The organism is Paratractidigestivibacter sp. (genome assembly GCF_963660155.1).
GTDB lineage: Bacteria > Actinomycetota > Coriobacteriia > Coriobacteriales > Atopobiaceae > Paratractidigestivibacter.
The window spans coordinates 65,383-90,928 of record NZ_CAVKWG010000033.1; the positions used below are offsets into that span (position 1 = coordinate 65,383).

Below are 25,546 nucleotides of genomic sequence, written 5' to 3' on the forward strand. Positions count from 1 at the left end.
TTGTCCCCTACTCTGCCCTCGCGGCGGCAAGCATCACGTCCGCCTCGAAGGTCGTTCCCTTTGTCTTGAAGCGCGCAACGCCGCTGTAGCGCTCGGCGATTCCCGCAATGACCTTGGTGCCGTAACCGTGCAGCTGGCCGTTGCCCTTTGAGGTCAGAAGTGCACCCTCGTCGTTGCGGCGGACCTTCTTGGGGTTGCACGGGTTTGACACCGAGAAGACATAATAGCCGCCGGCCGGGCGAATGGTCAGGTGGATGGGCCCTTGCGGTGCGGCGCTGGCGAGCGTGCCCTCGATGGCGTTGTCCAGCAGGTTTGCCACCAGACTGAAGACGGCGGCCTCGGAGAAGGGCAGCACCTCGGGCACGGCAAGCATGGTCTGGACCTCGACACCCTTCGAGCGCGCGAGTGACATCTTGGCGTTTACCACGGCGTCAACCAGCGGGTTTCCGCACGAGACGTAGTGCAGGATGTCGTAGTTGATGGCCTGGCAGTCCTCAAAGAAGACGCGCAGCTTGTCGTACTCGCCGGCCTCGAGCAAGGCCGCCATGTAGGCGTCGTGGTTCTTGAGCTCGTGGCGCATCTCGCGCAGGTTCTCGTTCATGGAGTACGTGACGCCCATCATGGCCTCGGCGTCAGACTCGCTCTTTTGGGTGATCAGGAGCTCGGCGCGCTGCTCGTGCTCCTTGGCCAGGACATAGAACATGATGTACGAGAACAGGATCAGCAGAAGAAAGCTCACGTCCACCAGCAGATTCACGAGCGAGGCTGAATGGTTGACCTGCCCCAAGACGTTTGAGGCGTACGAGTAGCCTTGCAGGTTCTTGAAGTCGGTCATGAAGAGGATGAAGCTCTGCGCAGCCGCCACGCCAAAGATGTCGGTGGCCACGATCAGTCCCACGAAGTTGCTGGGGACAAAGTGAAAGTGAGCGATGGAAAAGACGCGCAGCACGATGGCGAAGGTCAGCATCATCACGTACGAGAGCACGCTGGGAATCGCGTACCAGAACGAAAAGCGCTGGATAACGGGGACGGCGGCGCCAAAGATGCCCGTAATGCTGACCGTGATCATGAAAGACGTGCCGAAGGTCGAAAAACGCACGAGCCTATCGGTGAAGGTGAGCCGGCGCTGGGTAAGGGCGTAGATCGCCAGGGCACCAAACAGCGCCCAATACGATGGTGCGCTTGTGTTTGCAAGGCCGAGCATCAGGTCAAGGATGAGCCAGAGGGCGTTCTCAAGGGCATAGACAAGCAGGACCTCGAGCGCGTTTATGGCAATGGCCTTTGCGCTTGGCTTGAGCTCGCCAAATAGGATGACGGCACAAACGGCAAACAGCACGTCCGTTATGAAGGTGCCGGTGTTAACCGTCTCGCCGTTGATGAGGTTGAACAGCTCCAAGCGACATGCCTCCCCAAGTAGGTCGCTCTGCGGGCACTTCTTGTCTTCGACTTTACCTTGGATTGACCAGCGGCCGCGTCTTTATCGGCCAGCGCGGGGCAATGATGCCGCTTGTTCCCCCACCGTCGCCGCTAGTACCAAAGTTGCCACACGTTAAGAGATGGGATTTGGAGAGCCTGGCGCGATTTACCTCCACTTTTGGACACAACTCGCTCTTGTGCACTATCGGACCCCCGTTTTGGGAGCGTTTTTGCCGGTTCCCAGGAGGCAGTCGAACACCCGAAATTACAAAACCGCAGGTAGATAACTTGGGCCCAAATATAAGGTTTGCAACAAATAGTGCACGAGACCGATTTGTGTCCACGCACCAACAGATCACCCTCGAAGGCTGGGGTGACGCGCGCGGCTCCCCACAGTTACCTCGGGCGCAGTTCTGCAGGAAGGCCCGCCGGCTTTGCCGACGGGCCTTCCGAAGCTGTTTGAGCACTGGGGCAACCGTGGGGAGCCCCCCTCGGGCGTTACTCCACGTCGATCTTGTGGACCCAGTTGTGCTTGTCCTCGACTGCGCCGGACTGGATGCCGGTCAGGGTCTCGCGGAGCTTCTGCATGACAGGGCCGACGTGCTCCATGCCGTAGACGACCTTCTTCTCGCCATAGTCGATCTCGCCGACCGGGGAGATGACGGCCGCGGTGCCGCACATGCCGCACTCGACGAACTGGTCGATCTCGTCGAACTTGACCGGGCGCTGCTCGACCTCAAGGCCGAGGTCCTCGGCCACCTGCACGAGCGAGCGGCGGGTGATGGAGGGCAGGATGGAGTCGGTGAAGGACTGCGGGACCACGAGGTTGCCGTCGGGCTTGACGAACATGACGTTGGCGCCGCCGGTCTCCTCCACGTAGGTGCGGGTCTGCGGGTCGAGGAAGAGGTTGTCGGCGTAGCCGGCCTGGTGGGCAAGAACGCTCGGGTAGAGCGACATGGCGTAGTTGAGGCCGGCCTTGATGTTGCCAGTGCCGTGGGGGGCGGCGCGGTCGAACTCGGGGACCTGCAGCTTGACGGGCTTGACGCCACCCTTGTAGTACGGGCCGACGGGGGTCACGAGGATGCGGAACTGGTACTCGTCGGCGGGCTTGACGCCGATGACGTCACCGGTGGCGAACATGAACGGGCGGATGTAGAGCGTGGCGCCGGAGCCGAAGGGCGGCACCCAGGCAGCGTTGGCCTTCACGACCTGCTCGACGGCATCGACGAAGCGGTCCTTGGGGAACGGCGGCATGCAGAGGCGCTGCGCGGAGTCGTACATGCGCTCGGCGTTCATGTCCGGGCGGAAGCAGACGATGTCGCCGGCCTCGGTGGTGTAGGCCTTCAGGCCCTCGAAGACCTCCTGGCAGTAGTGGAGAAGGCCCGCGCACTCGGACATGACGATGGAGTGGTCAGGCGTGAGCTCGCCCTCGCCCCACTCGCCGTCCTTGTAGTTGCAGACGTAGCTGTAGTCGGTGTGCTGGTAGGCAAAGCCAAGGCTGCCCCAGTCGATGTCCTTCTTCTCCATGCTTGATCTCCTTGCGGGGCGGCGCCGCGCGTCGCCGATCGAACCTATTGGTACGCAAGTCATTAGGTTAGCCCCGATTTCCGAGCGAGGGCAACCGCGTGTCTCGGTGTTAACAAAGCTTGAGGGGGCGTCTTCCCATGTGCGCGCCCCCAAACACGGGCGGCGTAAATATCCTGCTATCATATAGGTGATTTTATGTGCAATCCTACGTAGGGAGCACCATATGCCTGTGGTAAAGCCTATCTCTGACCTGCAGAGAAACCTTGGGTCCATCGCCCAGGTATGCCACGAGACCGGCGAGCCGGTATATCTCACCAGGAACGGCTCGGCATCTCTCGTCGTGATGGATGCCGATGAGTTCGACCGCCAGGCACGCGCGCTCTCCGCCGTGCGAGAGCGCGAGGAGCGCGTACAGCGCGCCATTGCCCGCGGATACGACGATATGCTCAACGGCCGTACCCGCCCGTGGGCCCAGGCCAAGCAGGACGCCGACCGGATTCGGGCGGCCCGCAATGCCGAGTAGGAATTACTCGGTCGACGAGGAGCCTCGCACCCCATTCCTCATCGAGATGACCGATGAAGCGGTTTACGCATACTCCGCGGTGCAGCCTGACGATGTGTATGCGCGAATCGGCGCCTTGATCGACTTTCTCGCCGAACACCCCTACTACGGGGAGGAGTACGACCCGGCATATAACGCAGCACGTCCGCCAATAGATTGCCGCGTCTTCTTCTGCGCTCGCTATGGCGTGTATTACCACATCGATGAGGAAAAGCTGATCATCACGATCCTCGCAATCGAGAATCTGCGTCGCAATCCGATGAATCGCTTCTCAATGATCAGCGATTGAGAACTGCTGGACTAGCACGTCCTTCTATCTGCTAGGGTAACCACGGCTCCAATTCCAACGCGCGCGACTGTGAAAGGACCCGCCATGCACCTGTTCAGAAACGACTACTCCGAGGGCGCCGCGCCCCAGATCCTGGACGCGCTCGTGCGCTCGAACGATGAGCAGTGCGTGGGCTACACCGAAGGCGACCCTCACTGCGCCCGCGCGCGCGAGCTCATCCGCGAGGCCTGCGGCCGCGACGACGTTGATGTGGAGTTCTGCATCGGTGGCACCTCGGCCAACATCGTGGGCGTGACGGGCATGCTGCACGACTGGGAGGGCGTCATCTGCACCAAGGATGCCCACATCAACGTGCACGAGACGGGCGCCATCGCCGCCTGCGGGCGCACCGTGCTGGCTACGCAGGACACAGACGGGTTCCTCTCGCCTGAGCTGGCCGAGCTCATGTACGTAAACCAGACCATGACCGGCCGCCACATGACGCTACCTAAGATGATCTATATCACAAACGCAACCGAGTTCGGCGGCGTCTGGAGCCGCGAGAAGTTCGACGCCATCTGCGACTGGGCGCGCGGCCACGACCTCAAGGTCTACGTCGACGGCGCCCGCATGGCCGCGGCGCTGACGTCTGAGGGCAACGACCTCACGCTTAGGCACCTGGCCGCCCGCGCCGATGCCTTCTACCTGGGCGGCACCAAGAACGGCATGCTCTTCGGCGAGGCGATGGTCATCGCCGACCCCGAGCTCAAGACGGCGTTCCCATACCTGATCAAGGAGCGCGGCGGACTCATGGCCAAGGGGCGCCTGCTCGGCGCGCAGTTCGAGGCGGCCTTCGAGCAGCCGGCCGACGGCGGCGAGGCAATCTACTGGAGGCTCGCGCGCGGCGCCAACGAGCACGCGCTTAAGCTGCGCGAGGGCATGAACGCCCTGGGCTTCGAGTCCTACCTGCCCGCCAACACCAACCAGCAGTTCTTTGTGGTCGAGGAGGACGTGGCGCAGAAGTTCATCGACGCCGTAGGCTGCGAGATCTTCGCGCAGCTCCCCGACGGCCGCCTCGTCATCCGCTTCGTGACTTCCTGGGCCACGCGCGAGGAGCACGTCGATGAGCTTCTCGCCTTCGCCAAGGTCCTTTAACGAAAAAGGGACAAAGGGACTGTCCCTTTGTCCTATTCGTCGATGAGGCGGCGGCGCAGCCGCTTGACCTGCGATCGGACTCGCTTGGCGGCAAGACGGCGCTCCTTTGAGCCGTGCGTCGGCTTCGTCTTGTGACGCACCTTGGGCGGCCTTCCGCGGCGAGCGAGCTCCTCGCGAATCTTCTGCAGGCAGATCTGGCGATTGCGGTACTGGCTGCGCGACTCGCGGCTCACCACCACGATGCCCGTGGGCACATGCGTCGTGCGCACCGCCGAGTCGGTCGTGTTCACACCCTGCCCGCCCGGCCCCGTGGCATGAAACACCTGCACATCGCACTGCTTCGCCAGCTCATCGAGCGTCAACCGCGAGAACGCCGCGTAATCCGAATATGTCAAATCCCCCGTATCCATACCCCAATTCTAAAACGCCCCGTCATCCCCAGATGCCGGGGCGGCTCCATTTCGGTCCACCCCCCTTTGAAGCGACCAAACCGCCTATAGAAGCGCAGGAAATTTACAAACTTCGGCATTTGAGTGCCTTAACGCAGCTGCGTAGAGTAGCAAGACCGAGCGAGCTGCTGTTTAGCAGGCAAAACCAACGTTGCTACTCAGGTAGTTCGCATTAAGGCACTCAAATGCCGAAGTTTGTTTGTCCGAACCGCCAAAAAAGACATTCAAGAGCTGAACATCACCTCCGAGCAGCAACGAGGCGGGGCTGCACCTCCAAGATAACGTGGCGACCGCATTTCGAGCCCTGCCCCACGCCTTAGGCCTGTGGCAACGACGCCGAGAAGGGAACCCGCGACGCGCCTCGGGCGCAGCTCTGCAAAAAAGGCCTCGTCATCGACAGATGACGAGGCCTTTCGAAGCTGTTTGAGCACTGAGGCATGCCGCGGGCCCCCTTCTCGGCGCCCCCGACGCGAGTCTACGCGGACTTCATAATGACTGCGCGCACGATGCCGGCAGCATCGTCGCAGGCGTCGAGGACCTGCTCCATGCGGTCGAAGATGCGCAGCCAGGTGACGGCGTACTTGCCGCCGTGGCCCTCCTCTTCCTCGTGGAAGAGGCGGCGCAGGCCGTTCTGGTACACGGTGTCGCCCTGATCCTCGATGTCGCCCACCGAGATGGCCTTCTCCATGACGGGCTCGGGCTTCTTGTTGTAGTCGGGCAGGCGGTTTATCATCTCCTGCAGCTCCTTGACCGCGGTGACGGCCAGGTCGGCGGCCTGCTCGGCCTCGACGCGCATATCGGTAATGTTGAAGAGGTCCAGACGCATCGTAACGCCGTACATGGAGTCGACGATGTTGTCCATGGCCAGTGCAAGCTCAGAGATGTCCTCGCGGTCGAGCGGGGTGATGAACGAGGTGTAGAGCTTTTGCATGATGGTCTTCACGCGCTCGTCGCAGTTGGTCTCGTAGACCTTCATCTGCGGGAGGCGGCTCATGGAGTCGGGGTAGTCGTGGATGATGCCGGCATACTCCTCGGCGGCCTCGACGATAAGCGCGGAGAAATCCTTGAGCAGAGTGTAGAACTCGTCTTCCTTCTTGTTGCGTGCCATGGTGGGGCTCCTTGTCTATGCGGTAGATACGGGTCGAGACGATCGGTTTAGAAAATCATGAGGAAGAGCTTGGCCAGCGCGAAGCCGATGAGGCCGCAGCCCGGGAAGGTGAAGATCCAGGTGAGGACCATCTCCTTGCAGACGCCCCAGTTGACGGAGCGGATGTCCTTGGCGGCGCCGGCGCCCATGATGGCGGCGGTCTTGGTGTGCGTGGTCGAGACGGGCAGGCCGGTCACCGTAGCGATAAACAGCGACACCGTGGCCGAGATGGAGGCGGAGAAGCCCTGGTACTTGTCGAGCTGGACCATCTCCATGCCGACCTTCTTGATGATCTTCTTGCCACCGATGGCGGTGCCGATGGCCATGGTGCCGGCGCAGAGGATCTCGATCCACAGCGGGAAGCCGCCCATCTCGCCGACGGTCTTGCCCATGGAAAGGGCGATGGCGAGCATGGCGGTCGACATGAACTTCTGGCCATCCTGCGCGCCGTGCATGAGGGCGACGCCCGCGGCGCCGGCGATCTGCATCTTGCCGAAGAAGTTGTTGGCGCGGCGTCGGTCGGCGTTCTTGCAGGCGATGGGGATCACCTTGGCGATGACCCAGCCCGCGAGGTAGCCGAGCACGGTGGAGAAGACGAGGCCGTAGATGACCTTAACCCACTCGTCCATGTTGACGCCGTCAAGGCCACCGGAGACGGCGAGGGCGGAGCCGGTAAGACCGGCGATGAGCGCATGGGACTCGGAGGTCGGGATGCCGAAGATCCAAGCGGCCACGCCCCAAGCGACGATGCCGACGGTGGAGGCGGCCAGCGCGATCATGGCGAGACGCGAGTCGCCGCCGAAGTCGACCATGCCGGAGATGGTGTCGGCGACGGCCGTCGAGATGAACGTCATGCCGACGAGGCCGATGAAGTTGCAGATAACGGACATGGTGATGGCGTCATCGACGTCCATCGAGCGGGTGCCCACGACCTCGGCGATGGCGTTGGCGGCGTCGGTGGCGCCGTTGACGAAGATGGTGCCGAGCACCAGGACCATCACCAGGATGAGGAAGGGGTTGGCGGCCATAAGACCAAAAAAATCAGCTAGGGTAACCAAGTGCACTCTTTTCCACACATGCGCGAAGAACCGATGCGCCCTTTACTGTCGTGCTTCTGTAAGCACCCGTTAAGAATACCGTAAAGATTCGGTTTCTTAAGCCAAAGTAAGGCGCGGAGGGGCTTTGTAAGGTCAACGCTTACACGCAGCTTACAATCGGGCGACGGACGATGCGAGGCCGCGCTGGCATATACTCGGGAAAACGGCAAGAAGACGATAAGGTGGGTGACCCGTGGCGAATAGGGCGAGCACAAGAGACGCGCGGATCGAGCTCCTGCGCCTGGTCGCCGCCGCCGGCATCGCCGTTTTCCACACCTTCATGCCCTGGTTCGAGGAGATGACCTCGATCGTCGGCAGCGGCGGCTATATCGTCGACAACCCGGTGACCTGCACTGCCCTGGGGTTCTTCAACCAGCTGGGCTCCTTCGGCAACAACGTCTTCTTCATGGTCTCGGGGCTGTTTTTGATTCCGGCGTGTGCCCGCGCGAGCCGCGAGACGGGTTATTGGGGCTTGCAGGTGCGCAGGACGGCGAGGCGGGCGGGCGGGCTCTTGGCGAGTCTCGCGCTCTACACGGCGGCCTGCCTCGTGTTGAGCGAAACCGTCCTACCCGTTGAGGGCCTCTCGCTCGCGGAGTTTCCCGCATTTCTTGCGTGGGTCGAGTTCATGTGGGTTTACCTGCTATTTATTGCGATTGTCCCGGTAATCGGCTGGGTTTGGGGGCGAATACGCCGACCTTGGGTGCTTGTTTTGGCGCTGCTCGTCGTCGTGTTCTGTGTAAACGGCTATATCGCGTTTCTCGACCGTGGCGACATCGACCGCGATCTTCTCGACTGGCGAAAACTCATGAGCGCGGCAACGTATTTCGCGGCGTTTCTCGCGGGCGGCGCGCTTTCGCGCGTGCGTCTCCCCCGCCGACGCGCGGGGGCGCTTCTTGCCGTAAGCATCTCGGCAACTGTTGCCGTGGAGGCCTGCTTGGCCTGTGCACGCGAGATGGACCTCATGTACGCGACTTCGTTCAAGTCAACGTCGCTGCTCGCATTCGCAATGGCTGTCGCGGCGGTCCTCTTCGCGAGAAGCGTTCCCGGACAAGCGGGCGCGGCGGGGGCGACGCCCGGAAAGACCGAGCCGGCATCCGCCATCGCCTGTCGCCTCGCGCAGGGCGTGCTCGGATTCTACATTGTCCAAGCGCTCACCATGCCGGCATGGAGCCCCTGGTTCCACGAGCTGCTCACGGCCGTGTACGAGACGCCGGGCAACACGTCCTACCAGCTCATAGCCGTGGGCATCCTCATGAGCCTGGCGCTCCTGCTCTGTCTGCTCGTGCTCGACCAGACCGTGCGCGCTCCCCTCTTCCGAAAGCTCGGGCTCACCAAATAGCATCCGGCCCGCAATGGGGACAGTCCCTTTTGCAGGTCGGACCTGCAAAAGGGACTGTCCCCATTGCAGGTCGAGCCTACGCTTTGCGGACCCGCTTCACGCGAGCGGAGCGGCGCAGACGCCCCTTCGCTCCGGCAATGGCCGCCGTGGGCACCTGGATGTTCAGGCCGAGCAGCAGGTTGATGACCCACACAAAGAAGAGCAGCACCAGGATCGGGATCACGCAGCAGGTCACGATCATGACGGCGAAGGCCTCCACGAGGTCGGAAACCCATGCCTTGGCAGAGTCGAGGGCACCCGTCACGCCCGAGGTGATGCCGTTCGCAGCACTGGCCGCGGCGTCGGCCACGGTCTGGCCGAGGCTGCCCGCCCAATCGATGAAGTCGTTGAACCAGTTGCCGTCGGAGCTGCTCGAGTCCGTCGACGAAGAGCCGTTGTCGCTCGTCGCGTCGCTCACGTCGCCCTCCTCGGACTTCTGCGCCTCCTCGCCCAGGCTCTGCGCAACGCCGCTCGCGTCGTAGTGGTAGGTGTCCTCGATGAGGGACGAGACGCATACGCTCACAGGCACGACGACGGCCACCGCAATGGCGAGAAGCACAAGGCGCAACGAAAGGGAGAGGAGTTTCTCCTTAGCCTCGCGGCGCGGCAAAATCATAAATAAGAAGAAGGCCACGCACGCTAGCGGTACGATGACCCTGCACGCCGCGAGACTCGCGATAGTGAGCAGGTATTTCTCCAGATAGATAGCACCAAGGACGATGGCGAAATCGGCCGCGACATCCACGAGCTTATCGGCGATGGGCGTGCCCACGTCGTCGGGCAGCAGCGTGATGGCCACAGAGGCGGCGGTGGCCGAGCCCACGAGCGCCGTCACGGTCTCGGCCTTGGCATCGAGCTTGGCTATGCTCTCGGCATGCGTGGCCGGCGAGGACAGCCAGTTTGCCGCGGGAAAGATGCTCAGAAGCAAGATGAGCGCCGCAGCAATGCACCCGATGATCTTCGCACGCAGCGAGAAGTCCTCGTCGGGCACGACGGCAAGGGCATCATCCGGCTGGCGACGCAACTGGGGCTGGAGCACGTCCTCGCCCTCGGGGCGCGGCATAAGGTCGGTGTTATTCTCCATGACTTTGCTCCTTACTCGGTTGCTTACTTGAAGTGCGCGCCGCCGCGGGCCGCGCCGGGAGCCTTGGCATCCGCATTGCGGCGGTCGGCCCCGTCCTCGGGGGCGGGCGCGGGCTTGCAGCGCCTGCGGCCGCGGGCAATGAGCGCGATCACGATGGCGAGGATAACGACGAGCACGGCGCCCACGATGAGCTGGTGCGCGGGTTCGGAAAGCCACGCGCCCACAAAGAGGCGAAGCGACCAGCCCATGGACGAGGCGGCGGCCACGGGAATACTGCCGAGGTAGCGCCCGGCATAGCTCACCATGACCTCGCCAAGAGGATCGCCCTGCGAGACGGCCGCCTCAACGGAATCGGGCACGTCGGCCTCGATTGTCAGGTCGGCGAGCGCGAGGCCCGCGGGCACAAAAGCGTTGACGGCGCCGGAAGCGGCTGCGCCGACGGAGGTGCCGTCCTCCGAGAGCGCGACGCCCACCGAGGCGAGCACGTCGCCCCGCTTGACCACGTCGGTCGTCTCCCAAGCGTCGAAGCCCCAGTTGAGAAGGTCGCGCATCCCATAGAAGTTTGAGGTGGCGGTGCCGTACTCGGCGTCGTTCTCGCCTCCCAGCGTGACGGCGGCCAGGTGGCGCCCGTCCTTCTCGGCAGCCACGACGAGACATTTGCCGCCCTCGAGGGTATAGCCCGTCTTGCCGATGACGGTCATCCCCTCGGCGTAGGCGTCGCTCTCGGCGTCGATGAGATAGTCGGTGGTCTCGAGCACGCGTGACTCGTTCTTGTTGGTGGCCGGAAGCGTCCACGTGGCGGCACCCGCGATTTCGCAGAACATCTCGTTCTGCAGCGCGGCCTCAAAGATGCGGCACAGGTCGCGCGCCGTGGTGTAGTGGTTGTCGTCGTGCAGGCCGCAGGGATTGGCGAAGTGGGTATCCTCGCAGCCGAGCTCGGTCGCCCTGGCGTTCATGAGGGCCACGAACTGCTGCCAGCTGCCGCCGGCCGCGCGCGCGAGCACGTAGGCCGCGTCGTTGCCCGAGGGCAGCAGCATGCACGCGAGCAGGTCCTTCACGGTGAGCTGCTCGTCTACCTGGATGCCGCTCATCATGCTGTCCTCGCCGAGCTCGGTGAAGTCGCCCGCCTCGACGGTGACCACGTCGGTGAGCTTGCAGCGCTCGAGCACGATAAGGGCGGTCATCACCTTAGTCGTTGAGGCCGGGTAGCGGCGGGCGTCGGCTTCCTTGGCATAGAGCACCTGGCCGTTGTCGCGGTCGACGAGGAACGCCGCCGGGGTGTACGTCTCGGGAGCCTCGGTGGGATTGGACAGTGCCTCGCCGTCGACGGAGACGGCACGGGCCGTGGCGGTGGCGCTCGTGGCGGCGTCGCTCGTGGACGCGTCGCTCGCGGTCGCGCCGCTCGTGACTGCATCGCCGCCTGTAGCGGCGCTGGTTGCGCTCGTCTCCACCACATCAACGGCCGCGGCCGAGCGCGCGAGCGCAGGCAAAAAAGCAAAGCTCAGAGCAAGGGCCGCGGCAAGTGCGGCGCGGGTAAGGCTGAAACGGTTCTGCGAGGTCAAGGGTTCCTCTTTCTGACTGATCCCAATGCCGCACTCGAGTCTAGCCCAACCACCGGACACAAATCACAGCATGTGGACCATCGCCTGGGCCCATGCCGGGCGCAGGACGGTGCGGCACCTCTCTTGCCGGTACGCAAATTGCCGCGCGAGGACCCCGGAAGCCCATCGAGGCGCTAAGCTAGACTCGTCGCATGCATGGCGGGCAGTCGAGCAGAGGAGCAGCAATGTCGCAGTCGCCCCATGGTCTCATCTTCCTTAAACCGGTGTTCCACGAGAAAATCTGGGGCGGTCGCAAGCTCGCCGACGACTGGGGCTACCAGATTCCCGACGGCCCAATTGGCGAGTGCTGGGCCATCTCGGCGCACCCGAACGGAGACTGCGCCGTGGACGGCGGCACCTACGACGGCATGCTGCTCTCCGAAGTGTGGCACGACCACCGCGAGGTCTTCGGCGCGGTGCCCGACGGGCGGGGAGGCGAGGCAGGCGAGTTCCCGCTGCTGGTCAAAATCCTCGACGCTGCGGACGATCTTTCCGTCCAGGTGCACCCCGACGACGAGTACGCCGCCGCCCACGAAGGCGGCTCGCTCGGCAAGAAGGAATGCTGGTACGTGCTCGATTGCGATCAGGACGGCACCATCGTTGTGGGCCAGCGCGCGGCGGGCGCGGACGAGTTCCGGCAGCTGGTCGAGGAGGGCCGCTGGTCGGAGCTCCTAAACGAGGTCCCCGTCCACAAAGGCGACTTCTTCCAGATCGATCCCGGGACCGTGCATGCCATCAAGGGCGGCACCGTGATTCTCGAGACCCAGCAGTCGAGCGACGTGACCTACCGCGTCTACGACTACGACCGGATGCAGGACGACGGCACCGCGCGGCCGCTTCACCTCGAGCAAAGCGTGGAGTGCGTGGACTTCAACGCCAAGGCACCCGAATCCGGCAAGGTCACGACGCCCGTTATCGACGGCATCCAGCACCTTGCCGACACCGATCGCTACATCGTCGACCTTGTGAGCTTCGACGGCGAGAAGACCTTCTCGGCAATCCCGACCTTCCGCTGCGTGAGCGTGATCGAGGGCGAGGGCAAGGCCGAGGGCCGGCCCGTGCGCCGCGGCGACCACTTCATCGTGCCCGCCGCCTACGGCGACGCCACACTCACGGGCCGGATGAAGCTCATCGTGAGCCGAGTGCCCACCGCGCTGTAGCCGCGCGAGAGGGCCGCGGCGAGCGTGCCGGCGTTCAATCAAGGCGCCGCGCGAGCCCCGGCCCATCTCCCTGCGGCAAGGAAGCCCGGCGCCCCGAAACAACGACATCCAGCAACTCGGGGGCTTCTTTCGCCCCGATTCAGCGCCACCCAGCAATTCTTCGTTGCTGGATGTTGCGATACCGGGGCAAAGCCGAGCCCGTCATTACTGGATGAAGTGGTTTCGGGGCGAGCCGACGGCGAAACGCCGCCTCTCCCCTATAGGAAGCGGTAAGAGACGGCGCGAACGCCCCAGTCGGAGTCGCTCGAGAAGCCGAAGGCCTTCCAGACGCCGCCAGCGAGGTCGAGCACGCGGCCGTAGCTCGCGAATCCGCCGGTGTCGGTTACCGTGGCGGTCACGGTCTTGCCGCCGTAGCGGATCTCGACCGTGCTCCCGAGCAGGTAAGACTGGCTCACAGGCACAGCGACCGTCATGGAATCGCTGGTCAGTGGGATTCCGGAGGCCGTTGCCGTGCTGCCGGTGTTATTGTCGATGCCGTAAGCGGAGGCGAGGCCGCTCATCCACTCGCCTTCGTCCTTGACGTCGGACGAAGAGGAGCTGGACGCGGAACCCGAGGTCGTGCTGGACGACGTGTCGGAAGCCGAACCGGAACCCGTGGCCGTGCTCGAGGAGCTCGTCGGATCCTGCTGGGTCGCCGCGCTCTCAGAGGTCGTCTGCGCAGACTCGGCGCTGGTCGCCGCCGATGCAACCACTTCCGCCTCGGCCTCCGCCTTGGCCCGGGCTTCCTGCTGGGCTTTCGCGGCTGCTTCAGCCTCGGCCTTTGCGGCGGCCTCGGCGGCCGCCTTCTGCGCCGCAGCCTCGGCCTCGTACTGCTCGCGGGCGGAATTCGCCTGCTCGAGCGAGGCCATCGCGCTGCTCACCTGCTCGTCTGCCCGCCTCTTCTCGGACGCCAGGGCGTTTCTCGTCTGCTCGAGCTCGGAGGTCGCCCGCGTCAGGTCCGAGATGGCCTCGTTGTTACGCGTCACCACGTGGTCGAGGTACTGGACCGTCGTGATCACGTCGTTAAAATCGCTGGCAGAAAGCAGCAGGTCGATGACCCCGCTCGTCGACTGCCGCAGCTTATACATGATGCGGATGGAAGCCGAGGCGGCATCCCTCTTCGTGGGCAGCTCGTCCTCGATCTGCGAGATGCGCTGCTCGTCGGCGCCAATCTGGTTCTGTAGCTCGATCGCTTGATCAACAGCCGTATTGTATGCCTCGGTACACGAGTCGATCCGAGACTGCAGCTCATCGAGGATCGCAGCCTCGGCGCGCGCCGGAAAGAGACCGGCGACGCCCAGCGCGAGCGTAAGCCCAGCCGCCACGGTGCCGCGACACAGCCTTGTATCTTTGCGCACGGCCATTAGATGGAGTTCATCTCGGAAAGAACCGACGAGTACCAGTCCTGCCAAGTGGTCGGGCAGTACATCTGCGCGCCGCCAACCGTGAGCTGGCCGCCGTAGGTGGTGGCGAGGCCCTTCACGTGGTCGCGGATAGCGCTATCCCAGTCGCTCCAGCTCGAGGAGCCCCAGCCCCAGGCGTTGTGCGACTTGGAGCACACGACGCCCTTGGAGCTCTCGACGCAGCTGATGGCCGGCGAGAGGCGCGGGTCGGTGCCATAGGTCCAGGCAGCCTCGGCAAAGGTCTTGCCGTAGCCGGCGAGCGGAGAGCCGGCCAAGTACGCGTCGATGCGCGGCTGCCACATGTTCACGAACTCGCTCTCGGCGTCGGCCAGTCCGGCATCGGTCGTGGTGACGGCGGAGATCGCATCGGTGCTCGGCACCTCGACCTTCGCCTCGGTGCCGGACTGCGTGGTGAGGGTCGCGGTCTCGTCGGCGGCAGCATCGGTTGCAGCGGCATCGGCCGATTCCGCGGCGGTCTCCTCGGCGGCCTTCCCCTGCTGCTCCTCGATGAGCTTCTGGCGGGCAGCGATGGCCTCGCTCAAGGCGTCCTTGGCGACCTTCGCTTCGGAGTCGGCTTGGGCCCTCTCGGAAGCCAGGGCGCTGCGGGCCCGGTCGAGCTCGCTTGTGGCCGAGACGAGCTCCTGGACCGCCTCGTTGTTCTTGGCGGAGATGGTCTCGAGGTAGCGGGCGTTGTAGATGACGTCGTTGAAGTCCTCGGCCGAGAGCAAAAACTCGATGAGGCCGCCGCCGGCTTGCTGCAGCTTATACGACATGCGGATGGACTCGAACGCGGCCTGCTTCTTCGCAGGCATCTCGGCCTCGAGCTTGGCGATGCGGTCCTCGTTCTCCTCGATCTCTGCCTGCAGCTCCTCGATGTTCTTGGCAGCCTCGTCGTAGGCAGCGCCGCTCTCCTCGATGCGCTGGGTCAGCTCAGAAATGGAGTTGGCGCGGACGGACGTGGGGGCAAGAAGCGCAGCCGGCACGCTCGCGGACGCCGCGACGGCGAGCGCCAGGGGCAGCGAGAGAAGACGGGCGTGCGGCATGTTCTTTGCGTCAAACAAGCGATTAAAACCTTTGCGTCGGGAACCCGGAATAAAGCCGTGTTTTCGGCAACATATTGGAAAACATTTTAGCCGAGGTCGAGGGTTCTCACCATTCCTACACTACCGAGCGGCGCGAGCGCTCCCCGCTGGCGTGGTTTTTCCCTGTCTATGGGGCGACGACGCCGCGCGGTCCTCTCTTGCTGCGGCACAGTGGTTTTTTACGTAAAGAAGGAAGGTTTGAACGTGAGCAACTTCATCGAGCTCCTAAAGGCCGCCGTGTTCGGCGTGGTCGAGGGCATCACCGAGTGGCTGCCCATCTCGTCGACGGGACACATGCTGCTGCTCAACCAGTTTTTGACCATGGACGTCTCCACCGATTTCTGGGACATGTTCCTGGTCGTCATCCAGCTCGGCGCGATCCTGGCCGTCTGTGTCATCTTCTTCCACCAGCTGAACCCCTTCGCGCCGTCCAAGAGCGGCTACGAGAAGCGCCAGACCTGGACGCTGTGGGGCAAGACCATCGTGGCATGCGTGCCCGCGGCCATCATCGGCATCCCGCTCGACGACTGGATGGAGGAGCACCTGGGGAGCCCGTTCGTCATCGCGGCGGCGCTCATCGTCTACGGCATTGCCTTCATCGTCATCGAGAATATGCGCGAGAAGACCGCCTCCCGGTCCCTTCCCGGCGTCGGCAACGGCACGCTGCGCGCGGCGCCCAAGCACTTCGCCGTCTCGGCGAGCACGGCCGAGATCGCCACGCGCTCCGAGCTGGCAGATGAGGGCGCCCGTGTCCAGACCATCGAGGAACTCGATTGGAAGACGGCCATCGGCATCGGCATCTTCCAGGTGCTCTCGATGGTCCCCGGCACCTCTCGCTCCGGCTCCACCATCATCGGCGGCCTGATTCTCGGCTGTTCGCGCACCGTCGCAGCCGAGTTCACGTTCTACCTGGCCATCCCCGTGATGGCGGGCGCCTCGGCCCTGCGCCTCGTCAAGTTTTTCCTCAAGGGCAACATCTTTACCGGCGCCGAGACGGCCATCCTGCTCACGGGCTGCGCCGTAGCCTTCTTCGTGTCGCTCGTCTGCATCCGCTTCCTCATGGGCTTCGTCCGCAAGCACGACTTCAAGCCCTTCGGCTGGTACCGCATCGTCCTCGGCATCGCCGTCATCGCCTACTTCGGCGCCCGGATGGTGCTCTAAGGGGCTTTATGACGGCCCCGGCCACCAAACTCGGGGCCCCGCACGCACAAAAATAGGGATGGCGGCAGTTTTTTGCGCACCACCCGAGTAGCCGATTTTCGAGCAACGCATCTACCTGCGGTTTTATTGATCGCAAAATGCGGGCTACTCGGAGGGTCCTCAAAAAACTGCCGCCATCCCTGGTTTTTTGCAGCAACCGGCCCGAAACCCTTCCATTTAAGACAGGGAGACGGCCCCCTCCAACCGCCGAAGTGGACAGGGGGACTGTCCCTTTGTCCGTTTTCGCCCCTACGCCGTGAGGTAGACCATGGCCAGGATCAGCGCGAAGCCGACCAGGTCAACGGGAGTAAAGGTCGTGCCGAGGAAGAGCACAGTCGAGATCGTGGCCGCGATGGGCTCCGAGGTGCCGAGAAGCGCCGCGCGCATGGAGCCGGCGTCGTGCACGCCCTGCAAATACAGCGCGTAGCTGCCGAAGGTGCCGACAACCACCGAGAACACGAGCGCCGCCGCGGCAGCGCCGTCGAGCACCGGCATGTGGTTCCACGGCTGGTAGCACACCGAGAGGATGCAGCCCGACACGAGAAACGCGAGGCCGTTCACCGTGAAGTTGCCCCACTTGGCCATGGGGCGCGCGGGCAGGATGGAGAGGCACGCCGACGAAACGGCGCACACAAGCCCCCACACGAGACCCTCAAAAGGCAGGCTGAGCTGCCCCGGGTTTCCTCCGGTGGCAAGAAGAAACGTTCCCGCGAGCGCGAGCGCGAGGCCAAGCGCCTCTTTCCAGCGGGGTCCCCGGCGGGCCCGCACGCAGGTGAACGCCAGCACGAGGGCCATGCCGAGGCTCTGCATGACGGTGGCCGTCGCCGAGCTTGTCCAGTCAACCGCCTCCAGATAGGCCACCTGCGAGAAGAGGATCGCGCCCAGCGCCACGGCGAGCACCTCGACGCGCCCGCCGCGATCGCGCAGCACGCACGTGAGCTGGGCGCGGCTCTGGGGCCGCGCCGCCGCTGCGGCGAGGAACAGCCAGCAAGCCGTGAGCTCGCGAAGGCACACGAGCCACAAGGGATCGATGCCGTAGGTGCCCATCAACCAGCTGCAGACGGTGCCGTTGAGCCCCCAGAACGTCCCGCCGATGAGCACGCAGACGACGCCGCGGCGCACGCGGGCGCGGCTCTCGCCGGCGTCGGGCTGGGCGATCGGCGCGTTCTTCTCGGCGATCTTGCCGGCGGTCTGGTCGGGCATGTTTTACGTCTCCTTATCACGTGTCGGCCAACAAGGTTAACACCCGCGTGGGTGCGGTATGCTCCAACACGTATGAAACTCAAGCAAAGGAGCTCCATGGACATCAAGGATTTCTCGTCTGCCGACCCGGCGCTCGCCGAGGGCACCGCGCACGCCGGCTTCACCGTCACCCGCGTCGAGGCCGTGCCCGAGATCGGCGGCCAGGCCTACGTCATGCGCCACGACGCCTCCGGCGCGCGCCTCATCTGGCTCGCCTGCGGCGACGTGAACAAGTCGTTCGCCATCAGCTTCAAGACCCCGCCCGCAGACGACACGGGCGTCTTCCACATCCTTGAGCACTCGGTGCTGTGCGGCAGCGACGCCTATCCTGTCAAAGAGCCCTTCGTCAACCTGCTCAAGACCAGCATGCAGACGTTCCTGAACGCCCTCACCTTCTCGGACAAGACCATGTACCCGGTGGCCTCCACAAACACCGCCGACCTCGAGAACCTCATGGGCGTCTACCTGGACGCGGTGCTGCACCCGGCTATCTACAACCGCCCGCGCATCTTTGAGCAGGAGGGCTGGCACCTGGAGGTCGAGGGCGAGGGTGAGGGCGCCAAGCTCGCCTACAACGGCGTCGTGTTCAACGAGATGAAGGGTGCGCTGTCCGACCCCGACGACGTGCTCTACCAGGCGCTTTCTCGCTCGCTTTACCCCGACACGGCATACGGCTTCGAGTCCGGCGGAAACCCGCGCGCCATCCCCACCCTCACCTACGAGAAGTTCCTCGAGACCCACGCGCGCCACTACAACCTGGCCAACAGCTACACCGTGCTCTACGGCGACCTGGACATCGACCGCGAGCTCGTCTTTATCGACGGCCACTTCGCCCGCGCCTGCGAGCGCGACGCCGGCGCGCCGAACCCGCTTGAGCCCCAGGCGCCCGTCGAGGCCGCGCCCGCGCGCATTCAGATGGCCACCGCCGAGAACAACGCCGAGGTAGGCGTCTCGTACGTGGTCGCCGAGGCGAGCCAGCGCGAGCGCGTTCTTGCCATCGACGTGCTGCTCGACGCCCTCTGCGGCTCCAACGAGGCGCCTCTCAAGCGCGCCATCCTGGATGCCGGCCTGGCCGACGACTTCGACGGGGCGCTTATCGACGGCATCCTGCAACCGCAGGCCATGTTCACCCTGCGCGGCGTCAAGCCCGGCTGCGCCGAGAAGTTCCGCCCGCTGCTCGAGTCCACCTGCGCCGAGCTCGCGGAAAACGGCATCCCGCGCGACAAGCTCGCGGCGGCCCTCGCCCAGGCCGAGTTCAACCTGCGCGAGGGCGACTGGGGCGGCTACCCCGACGGCGTGGCCCTCTCCATGGTCGTCATGTCCTCCTGGCTCTACGACGACGAGCGCCCGCTCGACTACGTGCACTACGAGGACGCGCTCGCTTATGCCAAGGCGGGGCTCGACCGCGGCCTCTACGAGCAGCTTCTTCGCGAGATCGTCTGCGAGAGCAAGCACTCGGCCGAGGTGGAGCTCGTGCCCGTGGAAGGCGGCGACGCGGCCGAGGAGGAAGCCGAGCTGGCAAGCATACGTGCCCAGATGAGCGACGAGGAGCTCGCCGCCGTGGCCGCCGAGGTAGAGGCGCTGCGCGCCGAGCAAGAGGCACCCGATGCGCCCGAGGCGCTCGCCTGCCTGCCGCAGCTCAGCGTGGCCGACATCGAGGACCCCGCCCCCGAGCCCGCGGCCCCCATGGTCGACGCCCCTCTTGCCTGCATCGCCCACGAGCTCGACACCCACGGCATCGCCTACGTGTACCACTACTTTGACCTGCACCGCCTTGCGGCCGACGAGCTGCCCTACGTGGGCGTGCTCTCCGATCTTCTCGGCAAGCTGGACACCTGGGCCCACACCGCCTCCGACCTCGACACCCTCGTGGAGACGAACCTCGGCGGCCTCGGGTTCTTTACCGAGGTCTTTACCGCCGAGCGCCTCGATTACGCCGACCCCGCCTTCGTGGTGAGCGCGAGCGCCCTTTCCGAGAAGGTCGAGCGCCTGGCCGACATCCCGCGCGAGGTCTGGTCCGCGACGCGCTTCGACGACCTCGACGACATCCGCGACATCCTCACGCAGCGCAAGGTCGCACTCGAGCAGTACTTCGTGAGCAGCGGCCACTCGGCGGCCATGTCGCGCGCCATGACCTATTACGCCGCCGGTAGCAAGGTCGCGGGCCTCATGGGCGGCATCGATTACTACCTCTTCCTGCGCGGGCTTCTTGCCGCGTGGGACGAGCGCAAAGAGGCGCTGGCCAAGAAGCTCGGCGAGCTCTGCGGGCGCATCTTCACGGCCGACGAGGTCACGGTGAGCTTTATCGGCAGCGCCGCCGACCGCGAGCGCTTCTGGGCCGCCGCGGGCGACCTCGGCCTGCCCACGCTGGGCGAAGGCGCCGCGCACGTGCTCGACGTGAAGCCCGCCGGCGCCATGAGCGAGGGCTTCGCCATCCCCTCCAACGTGAGCTACGTGGTCCGCGCGAGCGCTCCTTCTGCGCTCGACGGCGGGACGCGAGGCTGCTGGGCCGTGGCCACGCGCGCCGTCACCTACGACTACCTGTGGAACGAGGTGCGCGTCAAGGGCGGCGCCTACGGCACGGGTTTCCGCCACGGCGCCGCGGGCACGCGCGCGTTCTGGTCCTATCGCGACCCGGCCATCGACGGGACGCTTGGCCGCTACGACGGCTGCGCGCCTTGGCTCGCCGAGTGGGACGGCACCGAAGAGGAGCTCACGGGCTATATCGTGAGCACCGTAGCCGCCCACGACGCGCCCGTGAAGCCGCGCGCGCTAGCGCGTCGTCAGGACGTCGCCCGCTTCAACCTGCTGCCGGAGGGTCGCCGCGACCAGGTCCGCGCCGAGGAGCTCGCCGTCACGCGCGACGACCTCCGCGCGCTGGCCGCGAGCCTCGCCGACGCCGAGCCCGCCTCGTCGGTCTGCGTCCTCGGCGGCCGGGATGCCCTCGAGTCCTGCGGCCTCGCCCTCGCGATCACCGAGCTCTGCTAACCCGCCGGGCAGCAAGTCTGTCCCCAACCTGCAGCAGAAAGGGGACTGTCCCCGAACCGCAGCGGTTTGGGGACAGTCCCTTTTCTGCAGCGCTTTTGGGACAGACCTGCAGGCCGGCGCCTAGATGAGCAGGTCGTCCAAGGATAGCTTCGGCACGTGGTGGCTCCCGTCAGCCTCGCGCCAGTAGGTGAGGCCATGCTCGGTCGTCGCGGGCTCAAGGACGACCTTCTCGCCGCGCCCGCCAAGAGAGACGACCATGCTCACGACGTAGCCGGCATCCGTGAGGCCGAGCTCGTCGCCCAGGCACGCGTCGTAGCTCTTGTGCATGCAGGCACCGAGGCCGCGCGAGGCGGCGGCGAGCACGACGGTCTGGCTCGCGATGCCCACGTCGATGAGGCGGACGGGATTCTCGGCGAGCTTCTCGGGCAGGCAGATGATCACGTAGCCGCCGGGAAGCTCGCCCTCGACGGGCCCGTCCCAGTCCTTGAGCGCGCCCGCCCAGTGCAGGTGAGAGAAGACCTTGCCCGCCTCGGCGGTATCGTCGGCGCTCACCACATGGAAGCGCAGGAGCTGCATGTTGTTGCCCGTCGGGGCAAAGCGCGCGGCGTCCACGAGCCCGCGGAGCACGTCTTCGCCGACCGGTTCGCCGTCGTAGCGCCGATACGTCCTCGCGCCCTTTACCAACTGGTCAAAGGTCTCTGAATCCATGTGTATCCTCCCCTATTCGGGCCGCTTTGCTCTGCAAGACAAAATTCTGGCGCAATCGGTACGGATTTTGCTGAGAAAACGTACCGATTGCGCCAGCTTGGTGACGACTAGGTTTACTCGGCCGCCGGGGCGTTTCCGCCACCCTGACCCCCGCCGTTTCCGCGGCGACGGCGGCGCCGGCGCGGCTTGTTCTCGCCTTGGCCGCCCTGGCCGCCCTGGGCCTGCTGGCCGCCCTGGGCCTGCTGGCCGCCCTGTCCCTGCTGCTTAGGCGCCTGCGTCTGCTGCTGGGCCGCCGCGCCGCCCTTGTCGCCGGGACGGCGACGGCGCGGGCGCATCCCGCCGCCGCGCGGCTGCTGGCGCTCCTGCTCGGATGCCTCGTCGGCGCCCTCCGCACGGTGATGGCGCCTGCGCGTGGCCCCGCCGGCCTTGGGCTCGGCAGCATCGGCAGCCGGCTTCATGTGCGCGGGAGCCGTCCCGTTGCCTCCGTCGCCGGGAGCGCGGCGCTTGCGGCGGCGACCCTCCTGAGCTGCGGCGGGTTGCTCCGCTGCGCGATTCTCGCCGCCGCGGCGGCGACGCGTGTCCTCTCCCTGCGCCTTGCCCTCGTCCTTCTGCGCGGACAGGCGCTCGCGGCGGCGCTTGCGGGTGTCGACGAAGATGTCGCTCGCGTCGGGGCCCTCGGCGGGGATAACGCCGTTCTTGCGGTCGAGCTCGGCCAGCGCCATCTGGACGTCGGGGCTCTGGAGCTTCTCGAGCACCTCGCGCGTCACGGTGTCCGGGCGACAGGCGCACCCGAGCTCCTGCGACTTCTTGCAGGCGGCCTCGGAGGCCGTCATATCGGCGAGGTCGACGCGAATGGTCTTTCCGCCCTCGAGGCGCAGTACGATCTGCTCCTTGGGGGTGTTGTACTCGACGATCTTGCCCTTGCCGAGCGGCGTGTCGATAACGGCGTTGCGCTTGGGCGCGCGGCCCTTGAAGTCGCGATAGGCCTCGAACTCGTAGCGCAGGCAGCACATGAGGCGGCCGCACGCGCCCGAGATCTTGGTGGAGTTGAGCGGCAGGTCCTGCTCCTTGGCCATGCGGATGCTCACCGGGTCGAAGCTCGTGGAGAAGCGCCGGCAGCAGAGCTCCTGGCCGCAGTGGCCGTAGCCGCCCACGATTGCGGCCTCCTCGCGGACGCCGATCTGGCGCATGTCGATGCGGACGTGCAGCTCGCGCGAGAGGTCGCGCACGAGCTGACGGAAGTCCACGCGGTCCTCGGCGGCGAAATAGCAGACGGCCTTGTCCTCGTCGAAGAGGAACTCGACGCCCACGGGCTTCATCTCGAGGCCGGAGGCCGAGGCGTAGCGGCGAAACACCGGCAGCGCCTCGTCGCCGCGCTGGGCCAGCTGCTCCGCGTGGTCGAGGTCGGCATCCGAGCAGATGCGCAACACGCTCTTGAGCTGCGCGTGGCCGATGGCCAAGGTGAGTTCGTCGTTGTTCATGGACTGCGCGTCGCCCACAGCGAGGCCAATCTCGTGGCCGCGCTCGGTCTGAACGATGACGTGGTCGCCCTCCTGGGCACCCGTCCCTGCGGGGTCGAACCAAAGCTCGTGCACCGCGTACTCGAGCTTAACGGGAATGACGTTGGGCATTTAGAGTGCCTCCTTTATGGCGAGCAGCATGACCTCGAGGGTCAGCTGCGCAGAAACGTTTCGCGAGAGGTTGGCGGCGGCGTCGGAGCAGGCCCCGAGCGCGCGCACAACCCCCGCGGTCGTGGAGCGGGCGGCGATGCGGTCGACCGTGGCCGCGGCATCCTCGTTGACAATCGGCGAATCGACGCCCTCGCAGCGGACGAGCACGTCGCGCAGCAGCGACTCGGCTGCTGCCAGGGCCTCCATCATACCTGAACGCTCACGGGCCGTAAGCTCGCGCTTATTGGCGGCCTCGACCGCCTTGAGCGCGGCGGAGGTGAGAAAGTCGGAGCTCTCCTTGACGGCCTCCTCCTGAGCATCTTTGATGGCGGCGAGAGGGATCTTGACGGCCGCTGCGATCTCCTGCGCGCACTTGAGGACATCCCAGGAGTCGTCGCGGGCGAGCCCGCCCAGCGCCTGGACCACGAGGCGGCGGACCTGGCGTCGCTCGGTGGAATTGAGGAACTCCGTCGCGCGGGCAGGAGTGCCGGCCACCGCAAGGGCGATGCGGGCGTCGCGCTCGGAGGCGCCGGACTCGCGCACCGTCGCCTGGAGCGCGGCGTCCGGCGAGCTCACGCGGAAGGGAACGACCTGGCAGCGCGAGACGATCGTGGGGAGCATGGCCGCCACAGTGCGCCCGCAGAGGACGAAGACGACGCCCCCGGGCGGCTCCTCAAGGGTCTTGAGCAGGGCGTTCGCGGCCGTTCCGCGCAGAAGGTCGGCGCGGTCGATGATGTAGACCTTGGCCTTCGCGCGCATGGGCGCGAGGCTCACGTCGGCGATCAAATCGCGGATCTGGTCGGCCAAGTAGCCCGTGGCGCTCGCGGGAGCGAGCCAATGCACGTCGGGGTGCGTGTGGTGAGAGACACGGCGGCACTCGTCGCAGGTGCCGTCGCCGCCGTTCGGACAGACGACGGCGCGGGCCAGCGCGCAGGCAGCGTCCACCTTGCCGGAGCCGGGCGCCCCCACAAAGAGATACGCATGGGAGAGCCGGCCCTCCGTGATGGCGGTGGCCAAAAATTCGCGAACGCGCGGCTGGTCAGCTATGGCGTCGAGAGCGCGGGGGGCGTCCATCAGGCACCGCCTGCAAGCTCGGGGAGCACGTCTGCGAGCGCAAGGGCGAGACGGGCCGAGACCTCATCGAGCGTGCCCGACGCATCGACGACGCGCACGCGCCCGGGCTCCTCGGCGGCCAGGCGCAGATACCCCTCGCGAACACGACGCTGGAACGCGACGCCCTCGGCCTCCATGCGGTCGGCCCCATCGCGCGTGGCGCGGGCCAGCGCGGCGTCGGTATCCATATCGAGCACGAGCGTGCGGTCGGGGTCGACGCCGCAGCTCCCGAGAGCATTCGCGCGGCGGATGGTACCCTCGCCAATCGAGCGGCCGGCGGCCTGATAGGCGTACGTGGAGTCGTAGAAGCGATCGCACAGCACCACGGCGCCGCGGGTCCGCGCGGGCTCGATGACCTCGCGCACGAGCTGCGCGCGGCTCGCCTCAAAGAGGAGCAGCTCGCACTCGGGCGCCATCTCGGCGTTCGCAGGGTCGAGCACGAGGGCGCGGATCTTCTCGCTGATGGGGGTGCCGCCCGGCTCGCGCAGGCGCACGACCTCGCGGCCGGCCTCCTCCAGCGCCGTGGCGAGGCGCGCGGCCTGCGTCGACTTTCCGCAGCCGTCAGCCCCCTCGAGCGTGATGAAGACCCCTTGCATGGCACCCGCTTTCCGCTTTGCACCGAATTAACCTTCTAATCATACCGCGATTCTTCGGTTCGGCCAAAATGACCTGCGTCCTTCTGCGCAACATCGCCCTCCGGCGGCGCGCGTCGGCCGTCAGCGGCTCCCGCCGCGACCTCGCGCGCACAAAAACCAGGGATGGCGGCAGTTTTCCGCGAGCGGCCCGAGTACCCGAAATCCTGGCAGCTCATCTACCTGCGGTTTTGTTAGACATAGAGCGCGACCTACTCGGAAGGTCCGCAGAAAACTGCCGCCATCCCCGGTTTTTTGCAGCCGCCGGACCGGAAACGCCCTTACGCGGACGTTCGTAGACCATATCGGCCAAAATTCCCAGCTCACACCCCACACATGTATGGTACTTTTGTTCGCACGCGCGCAGCGGCGCCCTCCGAGTCCTGCAGGCAGATTAGGGGGTTCGTGTGGACGGAATTACCGTGTCGGCTTTGTCGGTGGCCGTGCTCTTCTTGGCGGCGGCGATCTATCGCCTGATCTCTAAGCTCTAGGTTTCTTGGTAGTGAGTGTCCCGTAAAGCGAATCAGCCGCCCTGCACGGCGGCTGATTCTGGGGTAAAACCCACTATCTCCGTTTATACATGAGGGCGAAAGCCTCTGTACGCGACCGACCATACCCGTTCATC

The 25,546-nt window shown here is 65.4% G+C and carries 20 protein-coding genes and 1 pseudogene; 7 read left to right on the forward strand and 14 right to left on the reverse strand.

The features are described 5' to 3' along the window. Positions 1-7: 7 nt before the first annotated feature. Together U5709_RS06105 and U5709_RS06110 are read right to left on the reverse strand one after the other, a co-directional pair. Positions 8-1,396, reverse strand: coding sequence for a GHKL domain-containing protein (locus U5709_RS06105; RefSeq protein WP_321973007.1), 1,389 nt, complete (start codon positions 1,394-1,396; stop codon positions 8-10). 518 nt (positions 1,397-1,914) lie between these two features. Beyond that, positions 1,915-3,006: a branched-chain amino acid aminotransferase gene (locus tag U5709_RS06110; protein ID WP_321971161.1), complete on the reverse strand. Its 1,092-nt coding sequence runs from the start codon at positions 3,004-3,006 to the stop codon at positions 1,915-1,917. A 160-nt stretch (positions 3,007-3,166) separates the two neighbouring features. Here U5709_RS06110 and U5709_RS06115 point away from each other — a divergent pair, with 160 nt between their 5' ends. The 3 genes from U5709_RS06115 to U5709_RS06125 all read left to right on the forward strand — a co-directional run bounded on the left by U5709_RS06115 (position 3,167) and on the right by U5709_RS06125 (position 4,928). Continuing rightward, positions 3,167-3,466, forward strand: coding sequence for a type II toxin-antitoxin system Phd/YefM family antitoxin (locus U5709_RS06115; protein ID WP_321971162.1), 300 nt, complete (start codon positions 3,167-3,169; stop codon positions 3,464-3,466). A gap of 46 nt (positions 3,467-3,512) precedes the next feature. Then, the gene (locus U5709_RS06120; protein ID WP_321973008.1) at positions 3,513-3,794 is read left to right on the forward strand and encodes a type II toxin-antitoxin system RelE/ParE family toxin; all 282 of its coding nucleotides are present in this window, start codon (positions 3,513-3,515) and stop codon (positions 3,792-3,794) included. Positions 3,795-3,878: 84 nt separating this feature from the next. Further along, positions 3,879-4,928 carry a threonine aldolase family protein gene (locus U5709_RS06125; RefSeq protein ID WP_321973009.1) on the forward strand — a complete coding sequence of 350 codons (1,050 nt, stop codon included), beginning with the start codon at positions 3,879-3,881 and terminating at the stop codon, positions 4,926-4,928. Between the two features lie 32 nt (positions 4,929-4,960). Here U5709_RS06125 and U5709_RS06130 read toward each other — a convergent pair. The 3 genes and pseudogenes from U5709_RS06130 to U5709_RS06140 all read right to left on the reverse strand — a co-directional run. After that, positions 4,961-5,242: pseudogene (locus U5709_RS06130) on the reverse strand (peptide chain release factor-like protein); the annotation flags it as partial. Between the two features lie 610 nt (positions 5,243-5,852). Next, the gene (locus U5709_RS06135) at positions 5,853-6,485 is read right to left on the reverse strand and encodes a DUF47 domain-containing protein (protein ID WP_321971165.1); all 633 of its coding nucleotides are present in this window, start codon (positions 6,483-6,485) and stop codon (positions 5,853-5,855) included. A 47-nt stretch (positions 6,486-6,532) separates the two neighbouring features. Beyond that, the gene (locus U5709_RS06140) at positions 6,533-7,552 is read right to left on the reverse strand and encodes an inorganic phosphate transporter (RefSeq protein WP_321971166.1); all 1,020 of its coding nucleotides are present in this window, start codon (positions 7,550-7,552) and stop codon (positions 6,533-6,535) included. A 262-nt stretch (positions 7,553-7,814) separates the two neighbouring features. On the opposite strand from U5709_RS06140, the gene U5709_RS06145 reads away from it, so the two are divergent. Beyond that, positions 7,815-8,960 (forward strand): acyltransferase family protein, encoded by a 1,146-nt coding sequence (locus U5709_RS06145; protein ID WP_321973010.1) that lies wholly within the window; start codon positions 7,815-7,817, stop codon positions 8,958-8,960. A 76-nt stretch (positions 8,961-9,036) separates the two neighbouring features. On the opposite strand, the gene U5709_RS06150 is transcribed toward U5709_RS06145, so the two are convergent. Both U5709_RS06150 and U5709_RS06155 read right to left on the reverse strand, forming a co-directional pair. Further along, positions 9,037-10,083, reverse strand: coding sequence for a hypothetical protein (locus U5709_RS06150; RefSeq protein ID WP_321973011.1), 1,047 nt, complete (start codon positions 10,081-10,083; stop codon positions 9,037-9,039). A gap of 23 nt (positions 10,084-10,106) precedes the next feature. Next, complete coding sequence (locus tag U5709_RS06155; protein WP_321971169.1) at positions 10,107-11,645, reverse strand: D-alanyl-D-alanine carboxypeptidase family protein; 1,539 nt, start codon at positions 11,643-11,645, stop codon at positions 10,107-10,109. A gap of 224 nt (positions 11,646-11,869) precedes the next feature. Between U5709_RS06155 and U5709_RS06160 the strand changes: the two genes are divergently transcribed. Continuing rightward, positions 11,870-12,844, forward strand: a complete 975-nt coding sequence (locus tag U5709_RS06160; RefSeq protein ID WP_321973012.1) for a type I phosphomannose isomerase catalytic subunit — start codon at positions 11,870-11,872, stop codon at positions 12,842-12,844. 257 nt (positions 12,845-13,101) lie between these two features. Here the strand turns inward: U5709_RS06160 and U5709_RS06165 are convergent, their stop codons facing one another. Then, positions 13,102-14,247: a hypothetical protein gene (locus U5709_RS06165; RefSeq protein WP_321973013.1), complete on the reverse strand. Its 1,146-nt coding sequence runs from the start codon at positions 14,245-14,247 to the stop codon at positions 13,102-13,104. Beyond that, positions 14,247-15,347, reverse strand: a complete 1,101-nt coding sequence (locus tag U5709_RS06170) for a hypothetical protein (protein ID WP_321973014.1) — start codon at positions 15,345-15,347, stop codon at positions 14,247-14,249. Before U5709_RS06170 ends, U5709_RS06165 begins: the two co-directional genes overlap by 1 nt. A 225-nt stretch (positions 15,348-15,572) precedes the next feature. On the opposite strand from U5709_RS06170, the gene U5709_RS06175 reads away from it, so the two are divergent. Next, positions 15,573-16,529 carry an undecaprenyl-diphosphate phosphatase gene (locus tag U5709_RS06175; protein WP_321971173.1) on the forward strand — a complete coding sequence of 319 codons (957 nt, stop codon included), beginning with the start codon at positions 15,573-15,575 and terminating at the stop codon, positions 16,527-16,529. A 288-nt stretch (positions 16,530-16,817) separates the two neighbouring features. Here U5709_RS06175 and U5709_RS06180 read toward each other — a convergent pair whose 3' ends face one another. Continuing rightward, complete coding sequence (locus U5709_RS06180) at positions 16,818-17,771, reverse strand: DMT family transporter (RefSeq protein WP_321971174.1); 954 nt, start codon at positions 17,769-17,771, stop codon at positions 16,818-16,820. 96 nt (positions 17,772-17,867) lie between these two features. Between U5709_RS06180 and U5709_RS06185 the strand changes: the two genes are divergently transcribed. Further along, on the forward strand, positions 17,868-20,798 hold the full coding sequence (locus tag U5709_RS06185; protein WP_321973015.1) for an insulinase family protein: 2,931 nt from the start codon (positions 17,868-17,870) through the stop codon (positions 20,796-20,798). Positions 20,799-20,918: 120 nt separating this feature from the next. On the opposite strand, the gene U5709_RS06190 is transcribed toward U5709_RS06185, so the two are convergent. The 4 genes from U5709_RS06190 to tmk all read right to left on the reverse strand — a co-directional run bounded on the left by U5709_RS06190 (position 20,919) and on the right by tmk (position 24,885). Further along, positions 20,919-21,506, reverse strand: a complete 588-nt coding sequence (locus U5709_RS06190) for a nitroreductase family protein (RefSeq protein ID WP_321973016.1) — start codon at positions 21,504-21,506, stop codon at positions 20,919-20,921. A gap of 113 nt (positions 21,507-21,619) precedes the next feature. Continuing rightward, a complete protein-coding gene (locus U5709_RS06195; RefSeq protein ID WP_321973017.1) occupies positions 21,620-23,137 on the reverse strand; it encodes a regulatory iron-sulfur-containing complex subunit RicT in 1,518 nt (505 codons plus the stop codon). Next, a complete protein-coding gene (gene holB, locus U5709_RS06200) occupies positions 23,138-24,250 on the reverse strand; it encodes a DNA polymerase III subunit delta' (RefSeq protein WP_321971178.1) in 1,113 nt (370 codons plus the stop codon). Continuing rightward, positions 24,250-24,885: a dTMP kinase gene (gene tmk / locus U5709_RS06205; protein WP_321971179.1), complete on the reverse strand. Its 636-nt coding sequence runs from the start codon at positions 24,883-24,885 to the stop codon at positions 24,250-24,252. Before tmk ends, holB begins: the two co-directional genes overlap by 1 nt. Positions 24,886-25,546 lie beyond the last annotated feature (661 nt).